22 protein-coding genes are annotated in these 19,247 nt (G+C 67.3%); 7 read left to right on the forward strand and 15 right to left on the reverse strand.

What is annotated here, in order from left to right; translation table 11 throughout:
• Window positions 1-102: 102 nt before the first annotated feature.
• The 10 genes from ftsH to M673_RS14655 form a co-directional block, all read right to left on the reverse strand.
• Complete coding sequence (gene ftsH / locus M673_RS14610) at window positions 103-2,040, reverse strand: ATP-dependent zinc metalloprotease FtsH (protein WP_061977869.1); 1,938 nt, start codon at window positions 2,038-2,040, stop codon at window positions 103-105.
• Window positions 2,040-3,494, reverse strand: coding sequence for a tRNA lysidine(34) synthetase TilS (tilS, locus tag M673_RS14615; RefSeq protein WP_061976717.1), 1,455 nt, complete (start codon window positions 3,492-3,494; stop codon window positions 2,040-2,042). The genes ftsH and tilS overlap by 1 nt, the downstream gene beginning before the upstream one ends.
• On the reverse strand, window positions 3,494-4,495 hold the full coding sequence (gene ybgF, locus M673_RS14620) for a tol-pal system protein YbgF (RefSeq protein ID WP_061976718.1): 1,002 nt from the start codon (window positions 4,493-4,495) through the stop codon (window positions 3,494-3,496). Before ybgF ends, tilS begins: the two co-directional genes overlap by 1 nt.
• Window positions 4,496-4,691: 196 nt before the next feature.
• Window positions 4,692-5,249, reverse strand: coding sequence for a peptidoglycan-associated lipoprotein Pal (gene pal / locus M673_RS14625; protein ID WP_061976719.1), 558 nt, complete (start codon window positions 5,247-5,249; stop codon window positions 4,692-4,694).
• A gap of 93 nt (window positions 5,250-5,342) precedes the next feature.
• Window positions 5,343-6,677, reverse strand: a complete 1,335-nt coding sequence (gene tolB / locus M673_RS14630) for a Tol-Pal system beta propeller repeat protein TolB (protein ID WP_148640080.1) — start codon at window positions 6,675-6,677, stop codon at window positions 5,343-5,345.
• A 114-nt stretch (window positions 6,678-6,791) separates the two neighbouring features.
• Window positions 6,792-7,949 carry a hypothetical protein gene (locus M673_RS14635; RefSeq protein WP_061976720.1) on the reverse strand — a complete coding sequence of 386 codons (1,158 nt, stop codon included), beginning with the start codon at window positions 7,947-7,949 and terminating at the stop codon, window positions 6,792-6,794.
• Between the two features lie 7 nt (window positions 7,950-7,956).
• The gene (gene tolR / locus M673_RS14640; RefSeq protein WP_061976721.1) at window positions 7,957-8,457 is read right to left on the reverse strand and encodes a protein TolR; all 501 of its coding nucleotides are present in this window, start codon (window positions 8,455-8,457) and stop codon (window positions 7,957-7,959) included.
• 42 nt (window positions 8,458-8,499) lie between these two features.
• Window positions 8,500-9,219 (reverse strand): protein TolQ, encoded by a 720-nt coding sequence (gene tolQ / locus M673_RS14645; protein WP_061976722.1) that lies wholly within the window; start codon window positions 9,217-9,219, stop codon window positions 8,500-8,502.
• A gap of 283 nt (window positions 9,220-9,502) precedes the next feature.
• Window positions 9,503-9,958: a tol-pal system-associated acyl-CoA thioesterase gene (ybgC, locus tag M673_RS14650; protein ID WP_244493240.1), complete on the reverse strand. Its 456-nt coding sequence runs from the start codon at window positions 9,956-9,958 to the stop codon at window positions 9,503-9,505.
• Window positions 9,959-10,004: 46 nt separating this feature from the next.
• Entirely contained in the window at window positions 10,005-10,826 is an 822-nt protein-coding gene (locus tag M673_RS14655) for an MBL fold metallo-hydrolase (RefSeq protein ID WP_061976724.1), read from the reverse strand.
• A 205-nt stretch (window positions 10,827-11,031) separates the two neighbouring features.
• Between M673_RS14655 and M673_RS14660 the strand changes: the two genes are divergently transcribed.
• On the forward strand, window positions 11,032-11,781 hold the full coding sequence (locus M673_RS14660) for a YebC/PmpR family DNA-binding transcriptional regulator (RefSeq protein WP_061976725.1): 750 nt from the start codon (window positions 11,032-11,034) through the stop codon (window positions 11,779-11,781).
• Window positions 11,782-11,838: 57 nt separating this feature from the next.
• Here the strand turns inward: M673_RS14660 and M673_RS14665 are convergent, their stop codons facing one another.
• Window positions 11,839-12,903 (reverse strand): serine hydrolase domain-containing protein, encoded by a 1,065-nt coding sequence (locus M673_RS14665; protein WP_082639715.1) that lies wholly within the window; start codon window positions 12,901-12,903, stop codon window positions 11,839-11,841.
• 211 nt (window positions 12,904-13,114) lie between these two features.
• Between M673_RS14665 and ruvC the strand changes: the two genes are divergently transcribed.
• The 5 genes from ruvC (at window position 13,115) to ruvB (ending at window position 16,176) form a co-directional block, all read left to right on the forward strand.
• Entirely contained in the window at window positions 13,115-13,633 is a 519-nt protein-coding gene (gene ruvC / locus M673_RS14670) for a crossover junction endodeoxyribonuclease RuvC (RefSeq protein ID WP_061976726.1), read from the forward strand.
• 65 nt (window positions 13,634-13,698) lie between these two features.
• Entirely contained in the window at window positions 13,699-13,968 is a 270-nt protein-coding gene (locus M673_RS14675) for an AbrB/MazE/SpoVT family DNA-binding domain-containing protein (RefSeq protein ID WP_061976727.1), read from the forward strand.
• Window positions 13,949-14,362 (forward strand): type II toxin-antitoxin system VapC family toxin, encoded by a 414-nt coding sequence (locus M673_RS14680; protein WP_187301272.1) that lies wholly within the window; start codon window positions 13,949-13,951, stop codon window positions 14,360-14,362. The genes M673_RS14675 and M673_RS14680 overlap by 20 nt, the downstream gene beginning before the upstream one ends.
• Window positions 14,359-14,979, forward strand: coding sequence for a Holliday junction branch migration protein RuvA (gene ruvA, locus M673_RS14685; RefSeq protein WP_061976729.1), 621 nt, complete (start codon window positions 14,359-14,361; stop codon window positions 14,977-14,979). The genes M673_RS14680 and ruvA overlap by 4 nt, the downstream gene beginning before the upstream one ends.
• Window positions 14,980-15,132: 153 nt before the next feature.
• Window positions 15,133-16,176, forward strand: coding sequence for a Holliday junction branch migration DNA helicase RuvB (gene ruvB / locus M673_RS14690; RefSeq protein WP_061976730.1), 1,044 nt, complete (start codon window positions 15,133-15,135; stop codon window positions 16,174-16,176).
• Window positions 16,177-16,182: 6 nt separating this feature from the next.
• Here ruvB and M673_RS14695 read toward each other — a convergent pair whose 3' ends face one another.
• From M673_RS14695 to M673_RS14705, 3 genes are all read right to left on the reverse strand, one after another.
• Window positions 16,183-16,413, reverse strand: a complete 231-nt coding sequence (locus tag M673_RS14695; RefSeq protein ID WP_061976731.1) for a hypothetical protein — start codon at window positions 16,411-16,413, stop codon at window positions 16,183-16,185.
• 116 nt (window positions 16,414-16,529) lie between these two features.
• The gene (locus M673_RS14700; protein WP_061976732.1) at window positions 16,530-17,351 is read right to left on the reverse strand and encodes a TIGR00282 family metallophosphoesterase; all 822 of its coding nucleotides are present in this window, start codon (window positions 17,349-17,351) and stop codon (window positions 16,530-16,532) included.
• A complete protein-coding gene (locus M673_RS14705) occupies window positions 17,348-17,995 on the reverse strand; it encodes a glutathione S-transferase N-terminal domain-containing protein (RefSeq protein ID WP_061976733.1) in 648 nt (215 codons plus the stop codon). The genes M673_RS14700 and M673_RS14705 overlap by 4 nt, the downstream gene beginning before the upstream one ends.
• 150 nt (window positions 17,996-18,145) lie before the next feature.
• Between M673_RS14705 and M673_RS14710 the strand changes: the two genes are divergently transcribed.
• On the forward strand, window positions 18,146-18,694 hold the full coding sequence (locus tag M673_RS14710; protein ID WP_148640081.1) for a CAP domain-containing protein: 549 nt from the start codon (window positions 18,146-18,148) through the stop codon (window positions 18,692-18,694).
• Here M673_RS14710 and M673_RS14715 read toward each other — a convergent pair.
• Complete coding sequence (locus M673_RS14715) at window positions 18,648-19,196, reverse strand: 5-formyltetrahydrofolate cyclo-ligase (protein WP_061977872.1); 549 nt, start codon at window positions 19,194-19,196, stop codon at window positions 18,648-18,650. The two genes, M673_RS14710 and M673_RS14715, sit on opposite strands and share 47 nt — an antisense overlap.
• Between the last annotated feature and the right edge of the window lie 51 nt (window positions 19,197-19,247).

The following is a 19,247-nucleotide window of genomic DNA, read 5'->3' on the forward strand; positions in this document are numbered from 1 at the left end:
CCCCTTGTGGGCCGCGTAGCGTCCTCGCCGCCCCTCCGGCAAGGCCTCTCACAAAAAAGGCGGGCCGGAGCCCGCCTCTCATTCGATACGCCCGCGATCGCCTCAGGCGGTCGGCTGCGGCTCCAGGCCACCATCCGTGTCGTCGCGCGGGCCGCTCGGCTTGGAAGAGCCGGCCTTCGGGACGGCCGAGCCGCGCGAGGGCGGCGTGTCGTCGCCCATGTCGCGGGCCAGCGGCTTGCCGGCCAGGAGATCGCGCACCTCGTCGCCCGACAGGGTCTCGTATTCGAGCAAGCCATTGGCGACGATGTGAAGATCGTTGATGTGCTCGCGCAAGATGCGGCGGGCCTTGTTCTCGGATTCTTCGATGATGCGACGCACTTCGGAGTCGATCAGGCGCGCCGTCTCCTCCGACATGTTCTGCTGCTGAGAAACGGAGTGGCCGAGGAAGATCTCTTCCTGGTTCTGCCGGTAGCGCAGGCGGCCGAGCTTGTCGCTCATGCCGTATTCCATGACCATGGCGCGGGCCATGTTGGTGGCCTGCTGGATGTCGTTGGAGGCGCCGGTGGTGACGTTCTCCAGCCCGTAGATGATCTCCTCGGCCGCGCGGCCGCCGAAGATCATGGAGAGACGGGCTTCCATCTCGTTCTTGCGCATGCCGTAGCGGTCGCGCTCCGGCAGGTTCATCGTGACGCCGAGCGCCCGGCCACGCGGAATGATCGTGACCTTGTGCAGCGGGTCGTTGAACGGCTCGAATATGCCGACCAGCGCGTGGCCCGCCTCGTGATAGGCGGTCAGCTTCTTCTCATCTTCGGTCATGGCCATGGAGCGACGCTCGGCGCCCATCATGACCTTGTCCTTGGCGTCCTCGAATTCCAGCATGGTGACGAGACGCTTGGAGCGGCGCGCCGCCATCAGCGCGGCCTCATTCACGAGATTGGCGAGATCGGCGCCGGAAAAACCCGGCGTGCCGCGCGCGATCGTCTTGAGATCGACATTGGGCGCCAGCGGTACGTTGCGCACATGGACCTTGAGGATCTTCTCGCGCCCGCCGACATCGGGGTTCGGCACCATGACCTGACGGTCGAAGCGGCCCGGACGCAGAAGCGCGGGGTCGAGCACGTCTGGCCGGTTGGTGGCCGCGATGAGGATGATGCCCTCGTTCGCCTCGAACCCGTCCATCTCCACCAGAAGCTGGTTCAGCGTCTGCTCGCGCTCGTCATTGCCGCCGCCGAGTCCGGCGCCGCGATGACGGCCGACCGCGTCGATTTCGTCGATGAAGATAATGCAGGGCGCGTTCTTCTTGGCCTGCTCGAACATATCGCGCACGCGGCTTGCGCCGACGCCGACGAACATCTCGACGAAGTCCGAACCCGAAATGGTAAAGAAGGGAACGTTCGCCTCGCCGGCGACGGCTCGGGCCGTCAGCGTCTTGCCCGTGCCCGGAGGGCCGACGAGGAGGACGCCGCGCGGAATCTTTCCGCCGAGGCGCTGGAATTTCTGCGGCTCGCGCAGGAACTCCACGATTTCTTCGAGGTCCTGCTTGGCCTCGTCCACGCCCGCCACGTCGGCGAAGGTGACGCGGCCATGCGCCTCGGTCAGGAGCTTGGCCTTGGACTTGCCGAAGCCCATCGCCTTGCCGCCCGCGCCGCCCTGCATCTGGCGCATCAGGAAGATCCAGACGCCGAGGATCAGGAGGATGGGGCCGAAGGACACGAGGATCGACCAGATCGGATTGACGTTGTCCGAAGGCGGGCTCGCGTTGATCTGGACGTTCCGCTGCTCAAGCCGGCTGACGAGCTGCGGGTCGCCCGGCGAATAGGTCTGGAACGGGCTCGCGCCGTCGGTATAGGAACCCGAAATCCGCTGGCCCTGGATGGTCACGGAGCGCACGCGACCGGAATCCACGTCGGACAGGAACTGCGAATACGGCACCTCGCGCGAATTCGCGGTCTGCGATCCGTTCGAGAAGAGCTGAAACAACGCGATCAGCAGCAGCGCGATGATCGCCCAAACGGCGAAATTGCGGAAGTTCTGGTTCATCATCCGTCCTGGAAATGCGCCCTGGCGACCTCGCGTCTCGCAACGCAGGCGGCTTCGACTTGCCCTCGAATGTAGGTGTCCGCCACCCCCTTGCCAACAGGTTCACCGCGATTTGCGGCATTTTGGGGCCGGCCGGTTAACACGCTCCGCGCCTCGATCGCCAAATCGGCGCAAAGCCGCCAGCCGACGCGGCTGCAAACCGCCAGCGCCGGCGGGGTTTCGCCCTGTTTCCAACGAAGCGCGGGATGGGCCGCGACGATGGCGCCCGCTTCGTTCACACCAATGGGAAGAGTGCGGTGGCCGAGCGGCCCTCTCCCCCATCGGCCATAGGGCACGAGGCGCGCGATGGGTTCAGCCCCCGCCTCGACGTCGAATCGCGCGTCGAAACAGGCCTGGCTCGCCCCGGCCGGCCAGACGAGGTCCGGCGGTCCGTTGCGCCCATATTCCCGGCGGAGATGAAGGCTTGTCTTGCTCCACGTGACCTGCGCTCCACCCAGCGTCGCCGTGCCGTCGCTCTCGTTCCTCACGCGATGGACCAATGACTCCAGCGCACCGCGTGGCGAGGGATAGGCACCGCCGCCGACTGCCGTTACCGCCCTCGACAGAATACTGACATCGACAGGTTCGGAGCGGCCGAGTTCGAACTCGCCGAGCGGCGAGATCGAGAGATGCCCAACCCGCGTCAGACGCTCGATCCGCTCGGCCAGCGCCGCGTCTTCGCACGCGCGTTGCGCTTGGGCATCGTCCAGCGCTTGGAGCAGCTGGGCTTGATCGGGTTGACAGGAAAGCTCGGCGCGCAGCCGCGCGCGGGCAAACCGCAGGTCGCGATTGCTGGGATCGTCCACGGCCGCGATGCCTTGTCCGCGAACGGCTTCCACCAAAGCGGCCTTTCGCACGCTCAGGAAGGGGCGGACGAGCACAAGGCCCGGCTCGAGATCGCGCCAGGGCCGCATGGCGGCGAGCGCCGCGCCAGCCGCGCCAGCCGCGCCTCGCGCCTTGGCGAGAAGATGGGTTTCGGTCTGGTCGTCGAGATGATGGGCGGTGAGCAGCGCCCCGGCACCGACCCGCCGCGCCTCGCGCGCCAAAAGGGCGTAGCGCGCCGCCCGCGCCTCGGCCGGCAGATTGCCGGCAAGCGGGCCATCTCGGCGCCATTTGAGAACAGTGTGGGAAAGGCCGAGCGCATTGGAAATGCACGCCACTTCGATGGCTTCCGCAGCGCTTTCGGGACGCAGCGCATGATCCACGGTCGCGACATGGACTTGGGCGAGTCGGCCGGCGGCGCGCAGTTCGGCGGCGGCCAGGAGCAGTGCCAGCGAATCCGGTCCGCCCGATACGGCGAGAAGCAGGCCTGCGCTCGCGCGGTCCGCCGGCAGGCGCGTCAGCGCTTCATGCAGCAGCCGGGCCAATGGCCCCGGCGGGTCGACCGGTCCTGTCCGGTCCGGCATGTCGGCCATCAGCCGCAGCGGGCCGTCTTTTCCTCGGTCTGCACCTTGCGCTTCACATTGGCGCTCATGTTGGGATAGCGCCGGTTGATCTCGGCATAGGTGATACAGGCCGTCTCGCGATTGTCGAGATGCACCAGCGACATGCCGAGCTTCAGCATCATCTCGGGTGCCTTGGGCACCTGGGGATGCGCCTTCTGGGCATTCAGGAAGACCTCCGCCGCTTCGCGATATTTCGACTGGGCGTAGAGGCTTTCGCCGAGCCAGTACTGGGCGTCAGGCGCGTCGCTCGAGTTGGGGTAGGTCTGCGTGTATTGGCGGAAGGTCTGCTCGGCCTGCGCATAGTCGCCCGACAGCATGTAATTGTAGCCGAGCCCGTAGAGATCGCCCGGGCCCTTGGCCTTGATCGAGGCGACCTGCATGGGGTCCTGCGCCGGGGCGGCAGGCTTGGCCGGCGAGGCGCCAAGGCCCGTCCCGATCAGGGCGCCGATCTCGTCGCCGCCCGGCGCGGGCGTCGAGGCCGGGGTCGGGCGCGCGGCGGCGTCGCTCATCGTGGCGGGTGCGGCGGAGGCGACGCGGGCGGCAGGCGGCGAAGCGGCTGCGGGCGGCGCCGAGGTTGCCGGCGCCGTCGTCGGCGCGGGCTCCAGTTCGCTGCGGCGCTGCGGCGTGGTCTGCGCGGCACCGCCGCCGCTCTTGGCCTTTTCCAGATCCTGGAAGCGGAATTCGTTGTCTTCCTGCGACTTGCGAAGCTGCTCCTGCAGCTGCAGCACGAGGAAGGACAGCTCCTCCACCTTGCCGGTCAGCCGGCGCATCTCGTCTTCCATCTGGCCGATGCGCACGCCGGCGTCCGACACCTGCGCCATGCGCACGGGCGCCGGCTGCGCGCTCGGCTGCTGCGCGCGCGCGGCCGGCGCGCCGAAGCCGAAAGGCAGGTCCAGGGCCGAGGCCGGCCCGGCGAGGACGGCCAGCGCGGCGCCTGCAACGAGAAAGCGGGAGAAAAGTGTGCCAGCCATGCCTTGTCCCTTGGCTTGCGCGAGAAGGCGGCCCGCAAACCCGGCGGAGGCGACTTCGGCGCCGTGTCGACGTCCTCCCCGTTTTACGAAACGCGAAGGCGTCCAAAATTTGTCCGCTTCTATCACGCAGCCTCGATCGCCAACGCAAAACGGCCCCGAAGGGCCGTTTCGACAGAGGCATTGTTGCCGAAATGCTTCAGGAGCCGGCGCCCGAGAGCACGGTGACGGCGCGGCGGTTCTGCGACCAGCAGGAGATGTCGTCGCAGACGGCGACCGGGCGTTCCTTGCCGTAGGAGATCGTGCGCATCCGGTTGGACGGCACGCCCTGGCTGGCGAGGAAGTCGCGCGTGGCGGCGGCGCGGCGTGCGCCCAGCGCCAGATTGTATTCGCGCGTGCCGCGCTCGTCGGCATGGCCTTCGACCACGATCTGGTAGCGCGGATACTGGTTCAGCCACTGCGCCTGGCGGGTCAGCGTCTGCTGCGCGTCGGCGCGGATCGAGGTCGAGTCCGTGTCGAAGAAGATGCGGTCGCCGACATTGACGGTGAAGTCCTGGCTCGTGCCCGGCGCGGCCGAGCCGTTGCGGCCGTTGGCGCCGCCGGCACCGTAGCCGCCGGCACCGCCCGCGCCGCCGAGGCCGAGGCCTGCGGCGTTGTCGGGAAGAGCGTTGTTCTTCTTGGCGCAGGCCGAAAGAGCCAGCGCTGCCACGAGCGCGAGGGCGATTCGACCATGGACCCCAGTAGCGATGCGGCGCATGGCCGTCTCCTTGGTATGTGGATGGTTCGGAAGATCGTTTACCATTTTCAGGGTTAACGACCGGTCAACAACGCGTTGAAAAATCAACCATAACTATTCGAGAGCCGGCGACCAGGCCGGGTCGGACGCGAAGTTGGGCGTCGAAACACGCTGCTCGTTCCGGCCCGTGAGATCGATCGAGAAGAGCTGCGGACCGCCCCCCTGATCCCGGAAGAACATGATGACGCGCCCGTTCGGCGCCCAGGTCGGCCCCTCGGCATGGAACGAGGAGGTGAGGATGCGCTCGCCCGAGCCGTCCGGCTTCATGACACCGATCTGGAACTGGCCGCCCGATTGCTTGGTGAAGGCGATCAGGTCGCCGCGCGGCGACCAGACGGGCGTCGAGTAGGAGGCGTTGCCGAAGGAGATGCGCTGCTGGCCCGAGCCGTCGGCGTTCATCGCGTAGATCTGCGGGCGCCCGCCCCGATCGGATTCGAAGACGATCTTCGAGCCGTCCGGCGAGAAGGAGGGCGAGGTGTCGATCGCGCTGGTCGAGGTCAGCCGGGTCGTGGCGCGCGAGCGCAGGTCCATGGCGTAGATATTGGCGTTGCCCTCCTGCTGGAGGCTCATCACCACCTTCTGCCCGTCGGGCGAGAAGCGCGGCGCGAAGGTCATGCCGGGGAAGTTGCCGACGACCTCGCGCTGGCCGGTCTCGAGCTGCAGGAGATAGACCCGCGGCTCGCCCTTGCCGAAGCTCATATAGGTGATTTCCTGCCGGTTCGGCGAGAAACGCGGCGTCAGGACCAGATCGCCGCCCTCGGTGAGATAGCGCACGTTCGCGCCGTCCTGATCCATGATGGCGAGGCGCTTGCGCCGCTTGTCCTTGGTGCCGGTCTCGTCCACGAAGACGATGCGCGTGTCGAAATAGCCCTTCTCGCCCGTCAGCCGCTCGTAGATGGAATCGGCGATGATATGGGCGATGCGGCGCCAGTTGTCCGGGCTGGCATAGAACTGCTGCCCGTCGAGCTGCTGGCCGGCATAGGTGTCCCATAGGCGGAACTCGACGCGCAGCCGGCCGTCAGCCTCAGGCGTCACGCGGCCGGAAACCAGCGCCTGAGCGTTGATCACCGTCCAGTCCTGGAACCGGGGCGTGGCGTCGGGCGACAGGTCCTTCTGAATGAAGGCCGTCGGGTTGATCGGCGCGAAGAGACCGGAGCGCTTGAGATCGGCCGCGACGACTTCCATCAGCTTGGCGCCCAAGCCATCGCGCGACTGGAAGGCCGGCAGCGCGATCGGCAGGGGCTGCACATTGCCCTGATTGACATTGATCTCGACCTTCGCATGGGCCGGCATAGCCGCGCCGAGGCAGGCGGCGGTGGCGGCGAGCGCGAGGCCAAGGGTCCGCAGGCTACGGCGAAATGGCGAAGAGGTCGTGCTGGAGCGAGTCATGGGGTGGAACCTTCCCGTTCGGTCACCGGGCCTGTGTCGCGCCATTCGGCGCACCCGTTGTCTCGGAAGCGATGGACGAGAGGACAGCCGAAGCCGTCCTGGGAGATTGGAGGGTTAGAACATCTGGCTCGGGTCGAAATTGACGGTAACTTCGGACCAGGTCTCGTATTTCTCGGCCGGCAGATTGTAGGGCGCGCAGCGGCGAACCGCGCGCACCGCCGCCTCGGCTGCGGCGCGCTGGGCCGGAGACGAGCCGCCCCCCGATTCGATCTGCGGCATGCCCTGCACCGCACCGGACGGATCGAGCTGCATCGAGATCTTCACCTGGAAGGAGGCCGCGTCGGAATTGCCGGCCGGCGGATTCCAGCATTTGGAAATCTGACCTTTCAGCGCATCCATCTCGCTTTGCGACAAGGTTCCGCCCGTCTGCGTCTTGCCGCCGAGCGAAGCCTGCTGGGTCGATCGTTTGGCGCCACCGCCTGTCGTCTCCTGCGTGTTCTTCAGGGCCGCCAGAACCGCATCCTCAAGAGGGTCGTTCTTCGAGTTTTGCTTGCCCGGTTTCTTGGCTTCGTGGGTCTTTTCCTTGGAGGCCTCGGTGGATTTGGTCTTCTCCGTCGCCTTGGCCTTCTCCGGGGGCTTTTCCTTGACCGGCTCAGGCTTCGTCTCGGCCACCTTCACGGGTTCGGGGGGCTTGGGCTTCACCTGCGGCGCGGGCACGTTCTTGGGCGGCGCAGGCGGCTTTTCGGCCTCGGCCTTGGCGATCTCTGCCGCCAGAGGATCGATCTCGGGCGTCGTGTCCTCCTCAGCCGAATCCTCTTCGGGCTCAGGCGGCTTGGTCTCAGGCGGAGGCGGCGTCGGCTCGGGCACGCGAGCGGGAACGGGCTTCGGCTCGGGCTTGGGTTCCGGCTTCGGCTCAGGCTTGGGCTCGGGGGGCTTGGCGGCCGGCGGAGGCGGCGGCGCGTCGTCCACTTTGGTCTTCTGCGACTCGCGCGGAGCGGCCTTCGGCGCTGGCGGCGTCGGAAGATCGACCTCGTTGTCGCCGACATGCTCGGCCGGCATCGGCAGCTTGGCAGCCGTCTTGGTCGGCTGCGGAGCGGGCTTGTCGGTCTGGGGCGCCTTCTCCTCGCCGATCATCGACTGGCTGACGTCGGCGACCAGTGTGACGGGCACGGCTTCGCCGCCCATCTCAAGCTTCTCGGGAGAGCTGAGCGACCAGAGCCCCCAGGTGAGGAGCACGGCGTGAAGCGCGGTGGAGGTTGTGAGCGACTTCATGGGCGCGTCAGCTCTTCGCCCCGGTCTTGGGGGCGATCTGAGAGGCGGCGCCATGCGCGGCGGCCTTCTCCTGCGAGGTGACGAGGCCGATATTCTTGAAGCCGGCGGCCGAGATGCGGGCCATGACCTGCATCACCGTGCCGTAGCTCGCCTCGCCGTCGGCGCGCAGGAAGATGCGCTCCTCGTAGCCCGCTTCCGCGATGGCCTTGAGCTGCTCGACCACGTTGGCGGCTTCGACCGGCGTTTCCTGCAGGAAGATCTCGCCGCCGCGCTGGACGGAAATGGTGATGGGCTGCTTGTCGGCGTTCAGCGCCTTGGCCTGCGTCTTGGGCAGTTCCAGCGGCACGCCAACCGTCATCAGGGGCGCGGACACCATGAAGATGATGAGCAGGACCAGCATGACGTCCACCATGGGCGTCATGTTGATCTCGCTCATCGGCTGCCGGCGCTTGCCGCGGCGGCGTCGCGATCCCCCGCCCGATGACGCGGCGCCCGTCGACATGCCCATGGTGTCAGTCCCCTCGTATGCTCTCGAACGATGCGGGCGCGATCAGCGACCGGCGCTCGCCTTCTCGTCGATCTGACGCGACAGGATGGAGGAAAATTCGTCGGCGAAGGCCTCGAGCCGCATGCCGAGCTTGCTCGCGTCCGCCGAAAGCTTGTTGTAGGCGATCACCGCCGGAATGGCCGCGACGAGGCCGATGGCGGTCGCCAGCAACGCCTCGGCGATGCCGGGGGCGACGACAGCCAAACTCGTCTGCTCGGAGGCGGCGATCGACTGGAAGGCCGTCATGATGCCGACCACCGTGCCGAACAGGCCGATGAAGGGCGCGGCCGAGCCGACGGTGGCGAGGAAGCCGAGGCGCGATTCCAGCTCGTCCATCTCGCGCGCCATGGTTACGTCCATGGCCTTCTCGATGCGGGTCTGCAGGCCGATCGGTGAGCGGGCCCCCTTCTCGAAGCTCTTCTTCCACTCGCGCATGGCGGCGACGAACAGCGCGCCCATGCCCGAGGTCTTGCGGTCGGACAGCGTGTGGTAGAGCTCTTCCAGCGACTGGCCGCTCCAGAAAGTGCTCTCGAACGTGTTGAGCTGGCGGCGGAAGCGGCCGTAGCGAGCCCATTTATCGAAGATGATCGCCCAGGTCCAGACCGACGCCACGAGCAGCCCCAGCATCACCAGCTTCACGACGAAGCCGGCCTGCCAGAAAAGTCCCATCAAAGACATGTCGCTGCCATGGGCGGCGAGCGCAGTCTGTGCGACGTCGTTCATCCTCAGTCCCTCGAATTCGTAAAGCCGGCGGCCCGTCCACGCTGCGGCGCCCCTTCGCGCCCGCCTGCTGGCCGGCCGGTCGGGCAGCCACCCGCACGCGCCGTCCCCCCGGATGTCCGGTACGGGTCCTTTCGCCGGGGAATCCGGTAAAAGAATGGCGCAGCAAGGACTTCGCCGCGAACCGTATGAAGCACCGTTAGGGTTAACAATTCGTTTTCCCTACAGCACGGCCCTGTCCCTAAGCTTTCGAACCGGCGATTTTATTCCGCACTGCGGCAGCGCGTCACGGCGCGTCGGCGGCACCGGCAGGCTGGAGGCGCTCGGCCACGGCCGGGGGCATGCGGCGCGGCTTGCCCTCGGGCGAGATCACCGCGACCTTCACCTTCGCCTCGATCAGAACCTTGCTGCCCTTAAGGATGCGCTGATCGAGAACCACGCGCGCCCCGCCGAGCAGCGCCGTGCGCGTTTCCACCGTGAGCACGTCGTCGATCCGGGCGGGGGCCAGGAACTCGATCTCCATGCGCCGCACGGCGAAGGCCATGGGCTCGCCGAAAGCCCCGTCCATCAGCTCGCGATGGCCGATGCCATGCAGCCGGAGATAGTCTGTGCGGCCGCGTTCCAAGAAGTGAAGGTAGCGCGCGTGATAGACGACGCCGGAAAAATCCGTGTCCTCGAAATACACCCGCACATCGAGACGGTGGCCGAACTCCGTGAGCCGGCCGGCAAGCTGATCGGTCATGCCGGGCGTCATAGCGATTTGGGCGGCGACACGCCACCGGCCGCCGTCAGACGCCCTTCAAAAGGATCACGGTCGGCTGTTTCGGGAGCGTGCGGGCTGAGAGCGTCAACGTATCCTCGCTCCGCCGCTCCACGACGAAATCCGGAATCTGTTCCAGAAACCGCTCGATCGGGGTGCGGAAGCGGTGCATGGGCAGCACCACGGAGGAGTGGAGCTTGGCCGCGATCTCGCCCATGCCGCTCTGGCTCATGGTCCAGGAGCCGTCCACCGGCACCATCAACACGTCGAGCCGGCCGATCGCGGCATAGTCGTCCGCCGCCAGCTTGTGGTGGAGATGGCCGAGATGGCCGATGCACAGGCCATCCATCTCGAAGATGAAGATGGAATTGCCGTCCGCCTCGAACGTGCCGAAGCGGTTGATGTCGGTCGGCACGTTGCGGATCAGCACATCGCCCACGGTCACGTTGTGACGGGCCGCGCCGCCCGCCGGGTTCCAGCCGCGCAGCACCGTCGCGATGCCCGGGTCGGGAAAGTCGGTGTAATGGGTGGAATGGGCTTTGTTCATGGTGACGACGTCGGGCAGCGGCCCCTCGCCCGAGAAGCCGGCATAGTCGGTGGCGATCCGCACCCCCTCGCCGCTTTCGATGAGATAGGTCGCGTGGCTGACATAGGTAATGCGCACCTCGCCCCGCGCGCGCACTTCGTTCGCGGCGACGCGATAAGGCGCGGGCTTGTCGAGCGAGGCGGTGCGGACCCCGGCGCGCTCGGCCATGGCGAGGCAGGCGCTGGGCGTCTCCTCCGGCGCCTGCGCCATCGCGACCGTGCCGAACAGGAGAAGGGGCATCGTCAGAAGAAGAAGCCGGCGCATCGCATCGCCTTTCGGACGGAAGCATTTGCTAAAGCGAACTTATCGTTCCCCGCCCCGGCGCCAAGTCATATTCCCGAGAGCGGGCGCCAGATGGCTCGCTGCCGCAAACTCCCGGCCGGCAAAGCCCGCGACAATCTTGTCCTCGCTCCCCAACAGCCTTTATAGAACCGTCATTCATCTCCAATCCGACGAGACAGGTGCCCCGATGGCCGGTCATTCCCAATTCAAGAACATCATGCACCGCAAGGGGCGGCAGGACGCCGTGCGCTCCAAGATGTTCTCCAAGCTGGCGCGCGAAATCACGGTGGCGGCCAAGAGCGGTACGCCGGACCCCGACATGAACCCGCGTCTGCGGCTGGCGATCAACAACGCCAAGGCGCAGTCCATGCCCAAGGACAACATCCAGCGCGCCATCAACAAGGGCGCGGGCGCCGACACCGAGAACTACGAAGAGGTCCGCTACGAGGGTTATGGTCCGGGCGGCGTCGCCGTCATCGTCGAGGCGCTGACCGACAACCGTAACCGCACCGCCTCCAACGTCCGCTCCTACTTCACCAAGGCGGGCGGCGCGCTCGGCGAAACCAATTCCGTCTCCTTCCTGTGGGACCGCGTCGGCGAGATCGTCTATCCCGCCAAGGCCGGCGACGCCGACAAGGTGATGGAAGCGGCGATCGAGGCCGGGGCCGACGACGTGCAGTCCGACGAGGACGGCCACCGCATCATCACCGCCTTCGCCGATCTCGGCGAGGTCTCCGCCGCTTTGGAAAAGACGCTGGGCGAGGCCGAAAGCGTCAAGATCATCTGGCGCCCGCAGACCGGCGCGCCGGTGGACGAGGACAAGGCGCAGAGCGTCCTGCGCCTGATCGCCAACCTGGAAGACGACGACGACGTGCAGAACGTCTACGCCAATTTCGAAGTGGACGAAGAGGTCATGGCCAAGCTTTCGGCCGCCTGACACGTTTCGCTTTCAGACCAGAGGCCGCGCCGGCTCGCCCCGCGCGGCCTTTTCGTGTCAGCTCTTCGGCAGTGACGTGGCTGCGGGGAATGCCAGACGCGCCTCGGCGGCCGGCACGATCGTCTCCGACACCAGCCGGTGAAGATCGGCGACATAGCCCGAGCGGGCCGAGGGCTGGGTCTCGTCGGATGTGATGGCGACGGTCAGTTGCAGATCGGGAATGACGTAGATCATCTGCCCGCCATAGCCCCAGCCGTAGCGCCCCTCGTGCCCGGCGAACCGGTCGATGAACCAGCCATAGCCGTATCGCCCGTCATGGAAGCGAGACGTGGTGCGCGGCGTCCAGCTTTCCGCGATCCAGCGCTCCGACAGGACGCGCGTGCCGTCGGCGGCGAGCCCGCCGCGACGGTAAAGTTCGCCGAAGGCGAGGAGCGAGCGCGGCGTCATCGCCATCTGGTTGCCGCCGAGATAGATGCCCTGCGGGTCGCGCTCCCAATCCGTCACGCGCACGCCCGCCGGCCCCAGCCAATCGCGCGCCAGCTGCAGGGTGGAGCGGCCGGTCGCCTTGGTGAGGATCGCCGAAAGGAGATGGGTCGAACCGGTGGAATAAAGCATCGGCCCGCCGGGATCGCTCACGAAAGGCCGGCGCAGCGCGTCGCGTACCCAGTTGCGCGAGGAGATCCAGGCGCCGTAGTTGCCGCCCGAGGTGCGCTCCAGCCCCGCCTGCATCGACAGGAGATGGCCGACCGTGACCTGAGCGAGGCGCGGGTCGGGATCGGCGGGGAAGTCGCTCGCCAGAAAGTCCGAGATCGGCTGGTCCACGCCCTTGATCGCGCCCTTGTCGATCGCGATGCCGACCAGAGTTGCGACGACGGATTTCGATGCCGACTTGATGTTCGTCGCCCGATCGGTCCGCTTGCCGCGAAACCCCGCATCCACCAGCGTTTCGCCGCCTTGCGCGATCAGCAGCGTTTCCAGCGCGGCGAAGCCGGCGGCGCGCTCCCGCGCAGCGTCGAAGCTGAGGGCGGCCGGCGTCGCGGCCCCCTCCCCGCGCGCGTCGGGGGGAACGGCGGCCGGCTCAGCGGGACCGGCGGCGTCCTGCGCCCCGGCCGGCCAGACCATGAGCGCGCCGGCGAGCAGCGTGCCCGCAATTCGCGAGATGGGGATCGTGTGTCGTGTCATGCCGGAGAGATGGAAGCCCGCATGGACCGGCAAAAGGCGCGTCACTGCAACTTGATGGGCAGCCGCGCGCGGCATGTTCCGCTGTGTTTTCGATCCGTTCACTCTTTGTCTTTAATCGAAGAATCCGTTAAGCAAGGGGAGGCGCGTTTTCATGCTCCAGGAGCGGACCATTCGGATCATCGGCATCGACCCGGGCCTGCGGCGCATGGGCTGGGGCATTGTGGAGACGGTGGGCAACTCGCTGCGCTTCGTGGCGAGCGGCACGGTTCTGTCCGATGCCAAGCTCGACCTCGCCTCGCGCCTGCGCCAATTGTACGACGGGCTGAGCGCCGTGGTGCATCACCACCAGCCGGACGAGGCGGCGGTGGAACAGACCTTCGTCAACAAGGACGCGGTGGCGACGCTGAAGCTCGGTCAGGCACGCGGCATCGCGCTTCTGGTGCCCGCGCTGGCCGGCCTGCCCGTCGCGGAATACGCGCCGAACGCGGTGAAGAAGGCGGTGATCGGCGTCGGCCACGGCGAAAAGGCGCAGATCCACATGATGGTGAAGGTGCTCATGCCGCGCGCGGTCTTCGACGGCGACGATGCCGCCGACGCGCTCGCCATCGCCATCTGCCACACGCATCACCGCCAGTCCGCCCAGGCCCGCGCCGTGCTGGCGGGACTTTGATGTTCTTGACCTGTTCCTGCCTTTCGATTAGGTAATACCTCTAGGTATTACCTTGGAGTCCCACCATGCGAGTGACCGAAAAGGGTCAGGTGACGATCCCCAAGCCTATTCGCGACAAGCTGGGGATCGGGCCGGGCAGCGAAGTGGCCTTTGTCGACCGGGGCGATGTGGTGGAACTCGTGCGCGAGAGTTCGGCGCAAGACCCCGAGAAGCAGTGGGACGAGTTCCGGCGAGGCGTCGAGGCCGCGCGGGGGACGCTGGACACCAAGGGCATGGACGGAAAGGACTTCATCGACTGGCTGAGAGGTCCACGTGATGATCTCGACCCTCGTTGATTCCAACGTCTTCATCGACATTCTCGGCACGGGCCCGCTGCAGGATTCCGCCCTCGATCTCCTAAGGGAGGCGATGGCGAGCGGGCCAATCATTCTCAGTTCGATCGTCTGGGCCGAACTAGCCTTCACGCCCCTGCCCGAAGAGCAGTTGTTTCGCGCCATCGCCTGGATGCGACCGAAGCGCGAGACCCTCCCCTTCGAAGCCGCCTATCCCGCCGGCCAGGCGCATCGTCTTTATCGCGAGCGCGGCGGGCGGCGGGACCGCACGCTGCCCGACTTTCTCATCGGCGCCCATGCGCTGGCCGCCGGCCACCGGCTGCTGACGCGAGACGCCAGCCGCTACCGCGCCTATTTCCCCGACCTCACCATCATCTGCCCGGAGACCCATCCTTGATCGGCAAGCTAAAAGGCACGGTGGACGAGACCGACGAGGAAAGCGCCACGATCGACGTGCATGGCGTCGGCTATGTCGCCTTCTGCGGCGCGCGCACGCTGGCGCATCTGCCGGGGCGCGGCGAGGCGGCGGAGCTCTTCATCGAAACCTATGTGCGCGAGGACATGATCCGCCTCTACGGCTTCTCGACCAAGGCCGAACGCGAATGGTTCCGCCTTCTCCAAAGCGTGCAGGGCGTCGGGGCGAAGGTCGCGCTCGCCGTGGTCGGCACGCTGACGCCGGGCGACCTCGCCAACGCCGTGGCGCTGCAGGACCGCGCCACCGTCGCCCGCGCGCCGGGCGTCGGGCCCAAGGTCGCCGCGCGCATCGTCGCCGAACTGAAGGACAAGGTGCCGGCCTTTTCGGGCGCCCCAGGCGACGAGACGCTGGGCCTCAAGCGCGAGATCGGCGAAGGCGTGGCGCCCGCGCCCGTGGCCGACGCGGTGTCGGCGCTGGTCAATCTCGGCTATTCCCGCGAGCAGGCGGCGAGCGCGGTCGCCACCGCCCTCCGCGAAGCGGGCGAAGGTGCTGCCTCCACGGCGCTGATCCGGCTGGGCCTCAAGGCTCTCAGCCGATAGAGCTTGGTCCCGGCAAGGCGCGCCCGCTTTCCAGCCCGGCGATGCGGCCGACCAAAAACCTGAAGCCTTTGCGGTGAAGTCGCCTTCATCGCGAAAGCCCACACGACAAACCCGCCCTGCCCGGCCGGGCCTTGAGCGGAACGGACCCGACCCATGAGCCACAACCGCCTCATCACCCCCGAAAAGCGCGGCGAGGACGTCGACGCGACGCTGCGCCCGCAGCGGCTCGACGACTTCGTCGGCCAGGCCGCGGCGCGCGCCAATCTGAAGATCTTCATCGAGGCGGCCAAGACGCGCGGCGAGGCGCTGGACCATGTGCTCTTCGTCGGGCCGCCGGGCCTCGGCAAGACGACGCTGGCGCAGATCATGGCCAAGGAACTCGGCGTCAACTTCCGCTCCACCTCCGGCCCGGTCATCGCCAAGGCCGGTGATCTGGCGGCGCTGCTCACCAATCTGGAAGAGCGCGACGTCCTGTTCATCGACGAGATCCATCGCCTCAGCCCGGCGGTGGAGGAAATCCTCTATCCCGCCATGGAAGATTTTCAGCTCGACCTCATCATCGGCGAGGGGCCGGCGGCGCGCTCGGTGAAGATCGACCTGTCGAAATTCACACTGGTGGCGGCGACGACGCGGCTCGGCCTACTCACCACTCCGCTGCGCGACCGCTTCGGTATTCCGGTGCGGCTGAACTTCTACACGGTGGACGAACTCGAACACATCGTGAAGCGCGGCGCGCGGCTGATGAGCCTGCCGATGAGTGACGACGGCGCGCGAGAGATCGCCCGGCGCGCGCGCGGCACGCCGCGCATCGCCGGCCGCCTCCTGCGCCGCGTGCGGGACTTCGCCACCATGGCGGGGGCCGAGGTGGTGGACCGACGCACCGCCGACGAGGCGCTGATCCGCCTCGACGTCGACTCGCTCGGGCTCGACCAGCTCGACCGGCGCTATCTCGACCTGATCGCCCTCAATTTCGGCGGCGGTCCGGTGGGCATCGAGACGATCGCCGCCGCCTTGTCGGAGCCGCGCGACGCGATCGAGGACATCGTGGAGCCTTATCTCCTGCAACAGGGCTTCATCCAGCGCACGCCGCGCGGCCGGCTCTTGACCCAGCACGCCTTCCGCCATCTCGGCCTCGCTGTGCCGGCGACCTATCAAGGCGTCCAGTCCAGTCTGTTCGAGGGCGAAGACGAGGCCTGAGGAGTCTCACCCCTCGGCTTCGCCCGTGCTCGGATCGTCGTCCGACTCGTCCTTCTCGCGCTCCACCAAGGCGGAGGCCACCTCGCGATCCTCGTCGTCGTCGAGCTGCTGAACCGAAAGCGAGCGCAGGTTCACGTGATGATGGCGCACGAGATGCGGCAGCCCTGGCAGCGACGTGGCGAAGCCGACGGCGGCGAGCAGCAGGCCCAGAAGATGGTGGCGACGTTTGAATGGCATGATCCCCCAGCCACGAAACGCGTCGGCGCAGCGCCGCGCCCCGAGTGCGATGCAGCAGACAGGGCCTTCACGGCATCATTGGGGCGCCACCGGAAACGTCGCTACCAGAAGCGCCGCTACCAGAAGCTCGGCGTGACCTCCTCCAGCCGAGGTCCGATGCGAACGGCCGAGACCTTCTCAGCCAGACCCGTGCGGTCGGAAATCTCCACCGCCAGACCGCAGATCGTCGCCGGACCGCCCGCCGCCTCGAAGCGCCCGCGCGGAATGCGGGTGAGGAAGCGGTTCAGCGGCTCCTCCTTTTCCATGCCGAGCGAAGAGTCGTAGTCGCCGCACATGCCGGCGTCCGACTGATAGGCCGTGCCGTTGGCGAGGATCTGGTGGTCGCCCGTCGGCACATGGGTGTGCGTGCCGACCACGACCGAGACGCGCCCGTCGAGATAATGGCCCATGGCCTGTTTCTCGCTCGTCGCCTCGGCATGCATGTCGATGATGATCGCGTCGGCCTGCTCGCCCATCGGGCAGGCCGCGACGATGTCGCCCGCCGCGCGGAACGGATCGTCGAGTTCGGGATGCATGAAGGCGCGGCCCATGAGATTGGCGACCAGAACCCGCGCGCCGTTGCGCGCCTCGTAGAAGCCTGAACCCTTGCCCGGCGTGCCCGGCGGATAGTTGGCAGGACGCAGGAACCGGTCGTGCCGGGCGGCGAAGACCAGCGCCTCGCGCTGGTCGAACACGTGGTTGCCGGTGGTCATCACGTCGGCGCCGGCCTGGATCGTCTCCTCGAAGATCTCCTCCGTCACCCCGAAGCCGCCGGCCGCGTTCTCGCCGTTGACCACGACGAAGTCGAGCCGCCAGTCGGCGATCAGGCCCGGCAGGCGCTCATAGACTGCGGTGCGTCCGCTGCGGCCGACCATGTCGCCCAGAAACAGAAATCTCATGCGTTCGAAGCCTTTTCGGCGGCGAGGCGCTTGGCCTCCTGAAGACGGTCGAGCGCGCGGACGACGGCGGGCCGCTCGCCGATCCGGTCCACCCAGGCCGAGAGCGCGGGAAAGCGGTCACTGGCACTCAGATCGCGAAGGCCCGAGCGGGCCCAGGTCCAGTTCATCATGTCGGCGATGGAATAGTCGCCGGCCAGGAACTCGACCTCGCGCAGACGCGCGTCGAGCACGCCGAGCAGCCGCTCGCTTTCGCGCTCGAAGCGCCGGATGGCGAAGTCGCTGCGCTCTTCCGCGTTCTTGAAATAATGGATCTGGCCGATCATCGGCCCGGTGCCGCCGACCTGGAAGAAGGTCCAGGCGAAGGCCTCCGAGCGCGCCGGGCCGGAGGGGGCGAGGAACCGGCCGGTCTTCTCGGCGAGATGAACCAGGATCGCGCCAGATTCGAAGACGCGATGCCCCTCGCCGCCGTCCCGATCCACGATCGCGGGAATGCGCCCGTTCGGGTTGATCGCAAGAAAGCCCGATTCCTTTTGTTGTCCGGTCGAGATATCGACAAGGCGCAGGTCGTAGTCGAGCCCGCACTCCTCCAGCATGATCGCCGGCTTTTCGCCGTTCGGCGTCGTCCAGGTGTAAAGCTCGATCACGCTCGGCTCTCCGGTTTCGTCTGGCTTTGGCCTCTAACGCAGGTCGGGCCAAAGGGGGAACGGGAATTTTTGGAAAAAACATCGCGCCCGTGCGCCGTCCAGCGCGGCCGGCGAACCGCAAGCGCCCCGAGCGGGCAGGAAAGACGAGACTTGAAGACCCCTTCCCTTCGCGCCCTCATGCTTTGTCTCAGCCTCGGCCTTGGCGCCTGCACCACCGTCAAGCCGGTGGATACCAGCCGCACCGCGCCGCTCGCCATCGGCCGGGACGAGGGGCTGAAGCTGGTCAACGACTTTCGCGCCCGCAACGGTCTGAAGCCGCTGCGCATCAATGAAAAGCTGATGCAGGCGGCGCAATGGCAGACCGCCGCCATGGCCGAGCGCAACAAGATGGACCATCAGGTGGCGGGCGCCCTGCCCGGGCGCGTGGCGCGCTTCGGCTACGACTGGTCGACGGTCGCGGAAAATATCGCGCGCAACTATTCCGACTATGGCGCAGCCATGGTCGGCTGGATCAACTCCCCCGGCCATCGCAAGAACCTGCTCAACCCCAATGTCACCGAAATGGGCTTTGCCGGCGGCCGCTTGAGCGAGGGCGGGCCGACCTACTGGACGCAGATCTTCGGCGCGCCCAAGCCCGTGGCACCCGTCGCCGTCAGCCAGAAGCCGATGCGCTGGGGTCCAGAACTCCGCTTTCCCTGACGATCCGATCGAGAAAGCGGTCGCCCGGCGCCATCGGCACCTCCGGCACTTCCTGCGCGTCGAAGGCGAGGCCCAGCGTGTCGACGCGGCCGTGCAGCGCATCGAGCCGGGCGATGGCGCGATCGTAGAAGCCCTTGCCATAGCCGATGCGCCCGCCCCGCCGGTCGAAGGCCAGCAGCGGCACGAGAAGAAGCGTGGGGTCGAGCTCGGGCGCATCCACTCCCGGCCCATGCGTGCCGAAGCCCTGGGGCACGAGTTCGGCCCCGCGCCGCAATTCGCGAAACACGAGATCGCCCCCCACGATGCAGGGCAGCGCCAGACGCGCACGACGATCCTGCAGCCGCGCCATGAGCGGGCGTGGGTCGACCTCGGTGCCGATCGGCAGAAAGGCGCCCACCACCGTGCCCGGCTCGAAGCGGAGCGAGGTCTCGGCATGGTCCGCGATCGCGAGCGAAGCCTCGATGCGCGCGACCGCCGGCAGCGCGGCGCGCCGCGCCATCATCTCGCGCCGCAGCGCCTGCTTGCGATCCGCCACGAGGTCCACCGGGTTCGT

Origin of the sequence: Aureimonas sp. AU20 (genome assembly GCF_001442755.1) — a bacterium.
Classification (GTDB): domain Bacteria; phylum Pseudomonadota; class Alphaproteobacteria; order Rhizobiales; family Rhizobiaceae; genus Aureimonas.

Coding starts and splice junctions, on each gene's coding strand:
- ybgF (WP_061976718.1), bottom strand. CDS start 4,495: ATGGCTGGCACACTTTTCTCCCGCTTTCTCGTTGCAGGCGCCGCGCTG.
- M673_RS14660 (WP_061976725.1), top strand. CDS start 11,032: ATGGCCGGTCATTCCCAATTCAAGAACATCATGCACCGCAAGGGGCGG.
- tilS (WP_061976717.1), bottom strand. CDS start 3,494: ATGGCCGACATGCCGGACCGGACAGGACCGGTCGACCCGCCGGGGCCA.
- M673_RS14665 (WP_082639715.1), bottom strand. CDS start 12,903: ATGGTCTGGCCGGCCGGGGCGCAGGACGCCGCCGGTCCCGCTGAGCCG.
- ruvC (WP_061976726.1), top strand. CDS start 13,115: ATGCTCCAGGAGCGGACCATTCGGATCATCGGCATCGACCCGGGCCTG.
- ybgC (WP_244493240.1), bottom strand. CDS start 9,958: ATGACCGATCAGCTTGCCGGCCGGCTCACGGAGTTCGGCCACCGTCTC.
- M673_RS14655 (WP_061976724.1), bottom strand. CDS start 10,826: ATGCGCCGGCTTCTTCTTCTGACGATGCCCCTTCTCCTGTTCGGCACG.
- tolB (WP_148640080.1), bottom strand. CDS start 6,677: ATGACTCGCTCCAGCACGACCTCTTCGCCATTTCGCCGTAGCCTGCGG.
- M673_RS14695 (WP_061976731.1), bottom strand. CDS start 16,413: ATGCCATTCAAACGTCGCCACCATCTTCTGGGCCTGCTGCTCGCCGCC.
- tolQ (WP_061976722.1), bottom strand. CDS start 9,219: ATGAACGACGTCGCACAGACTGCGCTCGCCGCCCATGGCAGCGACATG.
- M673_RS14675 (WP_061976727.1), top strand. CDS start 13,699: ATGCGAGTGACCGAAAAGGGTCAGGTGACGATCCCCAAGCCTATTCGC.
- ruvB (WP_061976730.1), top strand. CDS start 15,133: ATGAGCCACAACCGCCTCATCACCCCCGAAAAGCGCGGCGAGGACGTC.
- pal (WP_061976719.1), bottom strand. CDS start 5,249: ATGCGCCGCATCGCTACTGGGGTCCATGGTCGAATCGCCCTCGCGCTC.
- M673_RS14715 (WP_061977872.1), bottom strand. CDS start 19,196: ATGATGGCGCGGCGCGCCGCGCTGCCGGCGGTCGCGCGCATCGAGGCT.
- tolR (WP_061976721.1), bottom strand. CDS start 8,457: ATGGGCATGTCGACGGGCGCCGCGTCATCGGGCGGGGGATCGCGACGC.
- M673_RS14700 (WP_061976732.1), bottom strand. CDS start 17,351: ATGAGATTTCTGTTTCTGGGCGACATGGTCGGCCGCAGCGGACGCACC.
- ftsH (WP_061977869.1), bottom strand. CDS start 2,040: ATGAACCAGAACTTCCGCAATTTCGCCGTTTGGGCGATCATCGCGCTG.
- M673_RS14635 (WP_061976720.1), bottom strand. CDS start 7,949: ATGAAGTCGCTCACAACCTCCACCGCGCTTCACGCCGTGCTCCTCACC.
- M673_RS14680 (WP_187301272.1), top strand. CDS start 13,949: ATGATCTCGACCCTCGTTGATTCCAACGTCTTCATCGACATTCTCGGC.